8 protein-coding genes are annotated in these 9,354 nt (G+C 69.2%); all 8 read right to left on the reverse strand.

What is annotated here, in order from left to right; translation table 11 throughout:
- Positions 1-27: 27 nt before the first annotated feature.
- Positions 28-2,028: a transketolase gene (gene tkt, locus VFQ84_RS00360; protein ID WP_325128031.1), complete on the reverse strand. Its 2,001-nt coding sequence runs from the start codon at positions 2,026-2,028 to the stop codon at positions 28-30.
- A gap of 97 nt (positions 2,029-2,125) precedes the next feature.
- Complete coding sequence (locus tag VFQ84_RS00365; protein ID WP_325128033.1) at positions 2,126-3,421, reverse strand: dicarboxylate/amino acid:cation symporter; 1,296 nt, start codon at positions 3,419-3,421, stop codon at positions 2,126-2,128.
- 30 nt (positions 3,422-3,451) lie between these two features.
- Entirely contained in the window at positions 3,452-4,627 is a 1,176-nt protein-coding gene (locus VFQ84_RS00370; protein WP_325128035.1) for an EAL domain-containing protein, read from the reverse strand.
- An 82-nt stretch (positions 4,628-4,709) separates the two neighbouring features.
- A complete protein-coding gene (pilQ, locus tag VFQ84_RS00375; RefSeq protein WP_325128037.1) occupies positions 4,710-6,872 on the reverse strand; it encodes a type IV pilus secretin PilQ in 2,163 nt (720 codons plus the stop codon).
- A 15-nt stretch (positions 6,873-6,887) separates the two neighbouring features.
- On the reverse strand, positions 6,888-7,403 hold the full coding sequence (locus VFQ84_RS00380) for a pilus assembly protein PilP (RefSeq protein ID WP_325128039.1): 516 nt from the start codon (positions 7,401-7,403) through the stop codon (positions 6,888-6,890).
- An 8-nt stretch (positions 7,404-7,411) separates the two neighbouring features.
- A complete protein-coding gene (locus tag VFQ84_RS00385) occupies positions 7,412-8,053 on the reverse strand; it encodes a type 4a pilus biogenesis protein PilO (protein ID WP_325128041.1) in 642 nt (213 codons plus the stop codon).
- Positions 8,050-8,808: a PilN domain-containing protein gene (locus VFQ84_RS00390; RefSeq protein WP_325128043.1), complete on the reverse strand. Its 759-nt coding sequence runs from the start codon at positions 8,806-8,808 to the stop codon at positions 8,050-8,052. The genes VFQ84_RS00385 and VFQ84_RS00390 overlap by 4 nt, the downstream gene beginning before the upstream one ends.
- Positions 8,808-9,354, reverse strand: a 547-nt coding sequence (pilM, locus tag VFQ84_RS00395; RefSeq protein ID WP_325128045.1) for a type IV pilus assembly protein PilM, incomplete at its 5' end; no start/stop codon positions are given. The genes pilM and VFQ84_RS00390, both read right to left, overlap by 1 nt.

Consider the following 9,354-nt stretch of genomic DNA (forward strand, 5'->3'; position numbering starts at 1 on the left):
CGGCGCGCCGGCGGCCCCCGTCGGCCGTCAGAGCGCCTTCGCGGCGGCGACCACGGCGTCGACCGTGATGCCGAAGTGCGCGTACAGCTGGTCCGCCGGCGCCGAGGCGCCGAAGCTGTCGATGCCGACGACGGCGCCGTCCAGGCCGACGTACTTGCCCCAGAAGCCGGTGACGCCGGCTTCCACCGCCACGCGCTTGCGGCACCAGGACGGCAGCACCGATTCGCGCCACTCCAGCGGCTGGCGATCGAAGACGTCGGTGCTGGGCATCGACACCACCCGCACCTTCAGGCCGTCGGCGGACAGGCGGCGCATGGCCTCCATCGCCAGCTCCACTTCCGAGCCGGTGGCGACCAGCACCACGTCGAACCGGGCCTCGCCCGGATCCGACAGCACGTAGCCACCGCGGGCGATGTCCTCGACCTGCTGGGCGGTACGCGGCTGGTGGGCCAGGTTCTGGCGGCTGAACACCAGGCAGCTGGGGCCGTCCGCGCGGGCGATGGCGGCCTGCCAGGCCACCGCCGACTCGACCGCGTCGCAGGGGCGCCAGACGTCGTTGTTCGGGATGTGGCGCAGCGACGCCAGGTGCTCCACCGGCTGGTGGGTCGGGCCGTCCTCGCCCAGGCCGATCGAGTCGTGGGTGAAGACGTGGATGGCGCGGGTCGGGATCAGGGCCGACATGCGCAGGGCGTTGCGCGAATAGTCGGAGAACACCAGGAAGGTCGCGTCGTACGGGATGAAGCCGCCGTGCAGCGCCAGGCCGTTGGCGATCGCGCTCATGCCGAACTCGCGCACGCCGTAGTGCACGTAGTTCGCGTTGGCATCGTCGCTGGTGACCGACCGGCTGCCCTTCCACAGGGTGAGGTTGGAATGCGCCAGGTCGGCCGATCCGCCCACCAGCTCGGGCAGCATCGGCGCGAACGCCTCGATGGCCATCTGCGACGCCTTGCGCGACGCCACCACCGGGCCCTCGAGCTGCAGCTTGGCGATGTAGGCCCGGGCGGCGGCGTCGAAGTCCTCCGGCAGCTCGCCGCGCGAGCGGCGCACCAGCTCGGCGGCCTGCGCCGGGTAGGCCTTGGCGTAGGCGTCGAACAGGCGGTTCCACTGCTCCTCGCGGACCAGGCCGGTGTTGCCGGCGCGCCAGCCGTCGGAAATCGCCTGCGGGATCTCGAACGGCGCATGCGGCCAGCCGAGCGCGGCGCGGGTCGCGGCCACTTCGTCCTTGCCCAGCGGCGCGCCGTGGCTCGATTCCTTGCCGGCCTTGCCGGGCGACCCGAAGCCAATCGTGGTGCGGCAGCAGATCAGGGTCGGCTTGCCGGTCTCGGCCTGCGCGGTCTTGATCGCCTGGGTGATCTCGACCGGGTCATGGCCGTCCACCTTGCGGATCACCTGCCAGCCGTAGGCCTCGAAGCGCGCCGCCGTGTCGTCGGTGAACCAGCCCGAGGTGTCGCCGTCGATCGAAATGCGGTTGTCGTCCCAGAACGCGATCAGCTTGCCCAAGCCCCAGGTGCCGGCCAGCGAGGCGGCTTCGTGGGAGATGCCCTCCATCAGGCAGCCATCGCCCAGGAACACCCAGGTGTGGTGGTCGACGATGTCGAACTCGGGGCGGTTGAAGCGCTGCGCCAGCAGCTTCTCGCCCAGCGCCATGCCGACGGCGTTGGCCAGGCCCTGGCCCAGCGGGCCGGTGGTGGTCTCGACGCCCGGGGTGTGGCCGAACTCGGGGTGGCCGGCGGTCTTGCTGTGCAGCTGGCGGAAACGCTTGAGCTGCTCGATCGGCAGGTCGTAGCCGCTCAGGTGCAGCAGCGCATAGATCAGCATCGAGCCGTGGCCGTTCGACAGCACGAAGCGGTCGCGGTTGAACCATTTCGGGTTGTTCGGGCTGTGGCTCAGGAAGTCGTTCCAGAGCACCTCGGCGATGTCGGCCATGCCCATCGGCATGCCGGGATGGCCCGACTTGGCGGCCTCCACGGCGTCGATGGCCAGGAAGCGGATGGCATTGGCGAGCTCGCGGCGGGAAGGCGTGGTCATCGGGGCGTCCAGATCGGGGCCCGGGGCCGGGCCGACGGGGCGCTATTGTCGCCGACCCGGCGGCCGCTGTCGCGCTTGCGGCGCGTGCCCGCCGGTGTTACGCGGGCCGGTCTTCGTCGATCTGCGACAGGGGCGCCTGCCCCGCTTCGCTCCGGCCGATGACCACCGAGCCGACCATGTCGCCGCCGACGTTCACCACGGTGCGGCACATGTCGAGCAGGCGGTCGACGCCCAGGATCAGGCCGATGCCCTCGGGCGGGATGCCGAACATGGCCAGGATCATGGCGATCACGGGCAGGGAGCCGCCCGGCACGCCGGCCGCGCCGATGGCGCCAAGCATGCACAGCAGCAGGATCATCGCCTGCTGCAGCAGGTTGAGCTCGACGCCGAAGAACTGGGCCAGGAACAGCACCGTCACGCCCTCGAACAGGGCCGTGCCGTTCATGTTCGCGGTCGCGCCCAGGGTGCAGACGAAGCGGGCGACCCGGCGGGGCACGCCCAGCGCCTCCTCGGTCACCTTCAGCGTGGTCGGCAGCGTGGCGCTGGACGAGGAGGTCGAGAACGCCGTCAGCAGGGCCGGCTGGGCGCCACGGAAGAACACCCTCGGCGACATGCCGCCGAACACCCGCAGCAGGATCGGGAACACGACGAAGAAATGCAGGGCCAGGGCCGCCAGCACCGTGGCCACGAAGCGCGCCAGCTGCACCAGCACGTCGAAGCCCAGCTTGGCCGTGATCGAGAACAGCAGCGCCGCGACCGCGTAGGGCGCCAGGCGGATCACCCAGTCGATCAGCTTCAGGCAGATGTCGTAGACGCCCTGCACCGTCGATACGAAGGCGCGGGTGCCGTCGCTGCGGATCACGGTGGCGGCGATGCCGAACATGAGCGCGAAGAACATCACCGCGATCAGGTCGCCGTTGGCCGCCGCCTGCACCGGGTTGCGCGGAACGATGTTGAGCAGGATGTCGATGCCCGAGACCATCTCGCGGCCGGCGGCGATCTGCGCCGCGCGCTCGCCGGTCTGGGCCATGATCTCCTGGCCGAGCTCGGGCGGGATGCCGCGGCCGGGCTCCATCAGGTTCACCATCAGCAGGCCGATGCTGACCGCCAGCGTGGTGACGACCAGGATCCAGACCAGGGTCTTGCCGCCGATGCGCCCCAGCGAGCGCGGATCGCCGATCTCAACCACGCCCAGCACCAGGGCCGAGAACACCAGCGGGATGACCAGCATGAACAGCAGCCGCAGGAACAGCTGGCCCACGGGATCGGCGACGTACTTCACCAGCGCGGCGAGCCAGGCGGCATCGGCGAACACCAGGTTGGCCAGCAGGCCCAGGCTGACGCCCACGATGAAACCGATGAGCATGCGGGTGTGCAGCGACAGCGACGGCATGGGCAATCCTCCGGCGGGAACCCCGGAAGCTTACACCAGGCGCCCGGGATCCCAGGGCGTCGCCAGCAGCTGCGCCAGCGTCTGCGGATGGCCGATCAGGTAGCCCTGCGCGTAGCGGCAGCCCAGCCGGCGCAGCGCGTCTAGCTGCCCGGGCGTCTCGATACCCTCGACGACGATCTCGGCGCCCAGGGCGCGCCCGAGGTGCACCGCGCTCTCGACGATCGCCATCGCCCGGCGCGAGTCGAGCATGTCGCGCGAGAACGACTGGTCCACCTTGATGGTGTCGAACGGCAGCCGGTGCAGGTGGCAAAGATTGGCGTAGCCGGTCCCGAAATCGTCCAGCGCGACCATGATGCCGTGGCGGTGGCACAGTTCGATGATGCCGCTGGCCAGGCCGTAGTCGAGCACCTGGCTTTCGGTGATCTCCAGCTTCAGGCTGCCGCGCGGCAGGCCGGCGGCGTCCACCCGCGCCACGATCCGCGCGATCAGGCCCGGGTGCGCAAGCTGGCGCGCGGACACGTTGACCGCGACGAAGGGCGCCGGATCGGCGCCGGCGGCGACCAGCCGGGCGATCGCCAGGCAGGCGGTGTCGATGACGTACTCGCCCACGGGCACGATCAGCGAGGTTTCCTCGGCCAGCGCCACGAACTCAGCGGCCGAGATGGCGCCGCGCTCGGGGTGGTCCCAGCGCACCAGCGCCTCGTAGCCGGCGATGCGACCCGACGGGACGTCCAGCAGGGGCTGCAGGCCCAGCTCCAGCTGCCCTTCCGCCAGCGCCTCGCGCAGCTGGGCCTCCAGGCGGATGCGGCTGATGCCCAGCCGCTCGGACGCCGTGGCCGTATCCGGGAGCGCCTGCTTGCCCTGCAGGGCCGCCAGCGCACCGCGGTATCGCTTGAGCTGGCCCTCGAGCAGGGACCGGATGATCGGATCGGTGGCGGCCAGTCGTTCGGCGATCTGGTGGCGGTCGATCGGGAACAGCACGCAGTCGTCCAGCGCCCGGGCGGTAGCCGTCCTCGGCGAATCGTCGATCACGGCCATCTCGCCCACCAGTTCGCCGGGGCCGAGCACGCTGAGGACCACGTCCCGGCCACGCTGGCGCGTCCGGACCTCGATCTCGCCGGACTCGATGAGGAAGGCGGTGCCCGGGTCCTCGCCCTCGCGGAACAGCACCTCGCCGCGCGCGAGCTCGATCCTTAGCTTGGCCATGCGGTGTTTCCGGGGCTACTGGGGCTCATAACGAAACAGGGCCGCTTGCGCGGCCCTGTTCCATGTGGATCGATGGCGTCGGTCAGCCGCGACGGGACACCGGCAGGATGCGCGGGGTCACGAAGATCAGCAGCTCGGCCTTCTCGCTCGACTTGGCCTTGTTCTTGAACAGGTTGCCCAGCACCGGCAGGTCGCCCAGGAAGGGGACCTTGCGCAGGTCTTCGCGCGAGCTGAACTCGTAGACGCCGCCGACCACGACCGTCTGGCCGTTGTCGATCAGCACCGCGGTGCTCACTTCACGCTTGGAGATCTGCGGCACGAAGCCACCGGCCGGGTTGGCGATCAGCTCGTCCACTTCGTCCTTCTTCACCATCAGGTTCAGGTAGACGCGGCCGTCCTGGGTGATGGTCGGGGTGACCTTGAGCTCAAGCAGCACTTCCTTGAACTCGACGGTCGCCGTGGCCACTGCACCCGGCGTGGTCGCCGGCTGGATGGTCAGGTAGCCGACTTCGTCGCCCTGGCGGATGATCGCCTCGCGCTGGTTGGCGGTGATGACGCGCGGGTTGGACACCACTTCGCCGCGACCCTCTTCCTCGAGCGCGGAGAGCTCGAGGTCGAGCGCGATGTCGCTGCGCAGGATGCTCAGGTTCAGCAGGCCGGCCGGCGTGCTGACCGGCAGGCCGACCTGGAAGCCGGAGTCGGTGGTGGTCTCGCCCGCGGCGGCCGCGGCCGGCAGCGTGCCGACGCGATCCTGGACGCCGAAGATGACGCCCAGCTCGCGGGCGAACTGCTCGGAAGCCACGACGATGCGGGCTTCGATCAGCACCTGGTCGACCGGACGGTCGAGGGTGGCCAGCAGGGTGCGGATCTCCTCGATCTTCTTGGCGGTATCGATCAGCAGCAGGGTGTTGGTGCGGTTGTCGAAGCTGACGCTGCCGCGCGCGGACAGGAAGCCGCGGGTGACCTGGCTGGCGCCACCGCCGCCGCCGCTGCTGCCACCGCCGCTGCTCTTGCTGTCCTCGGTCAGCAGGCGGGCGATTTCCTCGGCGTTGCCGTAGTTCACCGCGATGTACTCGGTGACCAGCTCTTCGCGCTCTTCGTTGGCGATGCGGGCATCGGCCTTGGCTTTCTCGAAGCTGGCGATCTCCTGCTGCGGGGCGACCCAGACCACGTTGCCGTCACGGCGCTGGTCAAGCTGCTTGGCGCGCAGGACGATCTCCATGGCCTGGTCCCAGGGCACGTTGATCAGGCGCAGGGTGACGTTGCCGGACACGGTGTCGGAGGCGACGATGTTCAGGCCCGACTCCTCGGCGATCAGCTGCAGCACGGTGCGGACCGGCACGTCCTGGAAGTTGAACGTGACCGGACGACCGGCGTAGCGCTGCGGCGCGGCCGGACCCGCCACGGCACCCGCGGCGCGGGCCGGGGTGGCGGCCGCGATGACCGAACCGCGCTTGGGCGCGATCTCGATCACGTACTCGTTGCCGGTCTGGTAGGCCATCGACTCGAAGGCCCCGTTGGTGTTGATCACCAGGCGGGTGCTGCCGGCATTGGCGTTGGGCTCGAGGCTCTGCACCGGGGTGGCGAAGTCGGTCACGTCCAGGCGCCGGCGGAGGTTCTCCGGGATGCTGGCGTTGGCGACGTCGACCACGACGCGGGAGCCTTCGTTGCGCATGTCGGCGGTGGCGCCGTCGTTGTTGAAGCGCAGGACCACCCGGCCGGAGCCGTTCTCGCCGCGACGGAAGTCGATGTTGGCGACCTCGATGTCGGAGGCGACGCGCTTGGTCGGGTCGGTGACGCCCGCGAGGGCGGCCGTCTGCTGGGCACCGGCGTCGACCGTCAGGACCAGCAGGTTGCCGGCGCTGCGCGTGGTGTAGGCGGCGGGGCGGAACAGGTCGACCACCACGCGGGTACGGCCGTCGGCTTCGACCGCGGAGACCGCGGACGTGGCGCCGCTGCCGATCACCACGCGACGCTGGCTGAGGCCGTTGGTGGTGTCGGGGATGTCCACGGCGATTCGCGGCGGGGTGTCCGTCGTGAAGGCCTGGACGTCGCCCACCGGCTCTGCGAACTGCAGGGTGATGTCGACTTTCCCGCCAGGTGCGGAGGCGTAGCGCACGTCCTGGAGGACGTTCGCTGCCATGGCCGAAAGCGACGTCGTCAGGCCGACGGCGAGCGCTCCCATGGCCAGCAACCAAGTGCGCTTGGTGCCCATCGCCTCGCCGATCGTTTTATTCGCGGTCATCGTGCATTCCCCCAATCAATTGTCTTCAAGGGCGATTTTGGCTTGACGCTCAAGCCAACCGCCGGCCCCATCAGGTACGAGTTCGACCATCTCAATACGGTCCTCGAAGACCGCCGTGATGCGACCATCGCTGAGTCCCATGTAATTACCCGGCCGGACCCGGTAGGTAACGCGATCCGGCCCCATGATCAGGCCAATCACCGCGTTGCCCGAGCCAATCGTGCCGACCATGTCCAGGCTGTCGAGCGGGAAGGCCTCGAGGACCTCCTTGCGCCGGTCCGGGTCGGGCCGCAGCCCGTTTTCACCGTTCTGGTCGGCACTGGGCTGGCTGAACGGGTCGCGCAGGTTCTGGGCCGCGTACTCGAAGGTCTCGAACTGCTTCATGACCGGCAGCGGATCCAGCGGCGGCGCCGGCCGCGCCTTGACCTCGGCCACCCAGGCCTCGAGGTCGCGGCTGCCGCGGGTGCAGGCGGACAAGGAGACCACGACGGCGGCCAGGAGCAGGCCACTGGCGATCTTCTGGTAGTTCATGACGGCCATTACTGCACCCCCCCGGTGGAGCCCGCGCCCGCGGCGTTGGCTTCCTCTTCCTCGTCCAGGTAGCGGTAGGTCTTCACCGTGCCCTCGAGCACGAGGGTGGCGTCGCCTTCCCCGCGCGGCTTCAGCGAGATGTCGTGCATGGTCATGATGACCACGCGCGGCAGCGAGGCCACGCCGCTGACGAAGGCGCCGAACTGGTGGTAGGTGCCCACCATCCGCAGCGCGATCGGCTTCTCGGCGTAGAACTCCTTCGGCGTCTCGTTGCCGGGCTTGAACAGCTCGTTGGCCAGGCCGGTGGCGAGCGCGGTCTGCGAGATGTCGACGATCAGGTCGGGCATCTCGGTCTTGCTCGGCAGCTGCCGCAGCATCTGCTGGAGTTGCTGTTCCATCTGCGCCAGCTGCAGCTTCAGCGGCTCCAGGTTCGCGGCACGCCCCTGCTTGGTCTCGAACTCTGCGCGCAGGTCGGATTCCTGCCGTTCCAGGCCTTCGAGCTCGGAGGTCTTGTCGCGGATGAACAGCCACCACAGCAGGCCGAAGATCACCAGGCCGACCAGCACGCAGAAGCCGATCTTGTATTCGCGCGGCCACGAGCCGGTGTTGTTGAAGCTCAGGTCCTTGAGGGCCATCTTTTTCTGGCTCACGACGCGGCTCCTCCCTGTGCGGGCGCCGCCGGCGCCGGGGTTTCGGGTGCCGGGGTGGCAGGCGCAGGAGCGGCGGGTGACGGCGCGGGCGCCGCCTGGGGCGCCGGCGCCACCGGCGCGGTGGCACCATCGGCGGGCGCGACGGCCGCATCCGGCGCGGCAACCGCGGCCGGGGCATCGGGCACGCCGTCGCCGTCGGTGTCCTTGGGCGCGTTCGGATTGGCCAGCATCACGCTGAGGGTGAACGTGTAGGGCAAGCCCGGTTCACCGTCCTTGGCCTCGATGATCGACAGGTCCGGCTTGGTCATCCAGCCGGAACCTTCCAGGTTGCGCATGTAGGTGCTGACCCGGGCGTTGGACTGCGAGCGGCCGCTGAGCGTCAGCTTGTCGCCTTCCTGCTTGATCGAGGTCAGGGTCACGCCGTCGGGGATGGTGCGCACCAGCGAGTCGAACAGGTGCACCATCTGCGAGCGGTTGGCCTGCAGTTGCTCGATCACCTCCTTGCGCGCGAGCAGCTTGGCCTTCTTCTTGTCGAGCTCCTCGATCTCCTTGATCTGCTTGTCGACCTGGGTGATCTGGTCCTTGAGGTAGGCGTTGCGCTCGTTCTGGCCGCTGATCTGGTTGCCGTAATAGGTGTTGACCAGGAACCAGAGCACCACGCCGGCCAGGGCCGCCAGGCCCAGCATGGTGACGAATTCCTTCTGGCGCAGCTTGCGCCGTTCGGCGCGCCACGGGAGGAGATTGATCCGTGCCATCAGTCGAAGCTCCTCAGGGCCAGGCCGGCGGCGATCATCAGCGCGGGGGCGTCCTGCGCCAGTGCGTGCGCCTGCACGCGCGGGCCCAGCGTCATCTGCGCCAACGGGTTTGCGACCACGGTGGGGACGCCCAGCTGCTCCTCCACCATGTCGGCCACGCCCGGGATCGATGCGCAACCGCCGGCGAGCACGATCTGGTCGACACGGTTGAATTCGCTGCCCGCATAGAAGAACTGCAACAGGCGGCTGATCTGCTGCACCAGCGCCTCCTTGAATGGTTCCAGCACCTCGATCTCGTAGCTTTCCGGCAGTCCGCCCTGGCGCTTGGCCTGGCCGGCTTCGTCGTAGCTCAGGCCGTAACGGCGCATGACCTCATCGGTCAGCTGCTTGCCGCCGAAAACCTGCTCGCGGGTGTAGATCGTGCGCTGATTGCGCAGCACATTGAGCGTGGTCATGGTGGCGCCGATATCCACCAAGGCGACGATGGCGTCGCGCGGCACCGACAGCTGGTCGGCGACCAACTTGAAGGCGTTCTCCATCGCGAAG

The organism is Arenimonas sp., assembly GCF_035721105.1.
GTDB lineage: Bacteria > Pseudomonadota > Gammaproteobacteria > Xanthomonadales > Xanthomonadaceae > Arenimonas.

Bases quoted from the DNA above. Each gene is read 5' to 3' on its own strand.
- VFQ84_RS00380 (WP_325128039.1), bottom strand. From the start codon at position 7,403: ATGAACTACCAGAAGATCGCCAGTGGCCTGCTCCTGGCCGCCGTCGTG.
- tkt (WP_325128031.1), bottom strand. From the start codon at position 2,028: ATGACCACGCCTTCCCGCCGCGAGCTCGCCAATGCCATCCGCTTCCTG.
- VFQ84_RS00390 (WP_325128043.1), bottom strand. From the start codon at position 8,808: ATGGCACGGATCAATCTCCTCCCGTGGCGCGCCGAACGGCGCAAGCTG.
- VFQ84_RS00370 (WP_325128035.1), bottom strand. From the start codon at position 4,627: ATGGCCAAGCTAAGGATCGAGCTCGCGCGCGGCGAGGTGCTGTTCCGC.
- pilQ (WP_325128037.1), bottom strand. From the start codon at position 6,872: ATGACCGCGAATAAAACGATCGGCGAGGCGATGGGCACCAAGCGCACT.
- VFQ84_RS00365 (WP_325128033.1), bottom strand. From the start codon at position 3,421: ATGCCGTCGCTGTCGCTGCACACCCGCATGCTCATCGGTTTCATCGTG.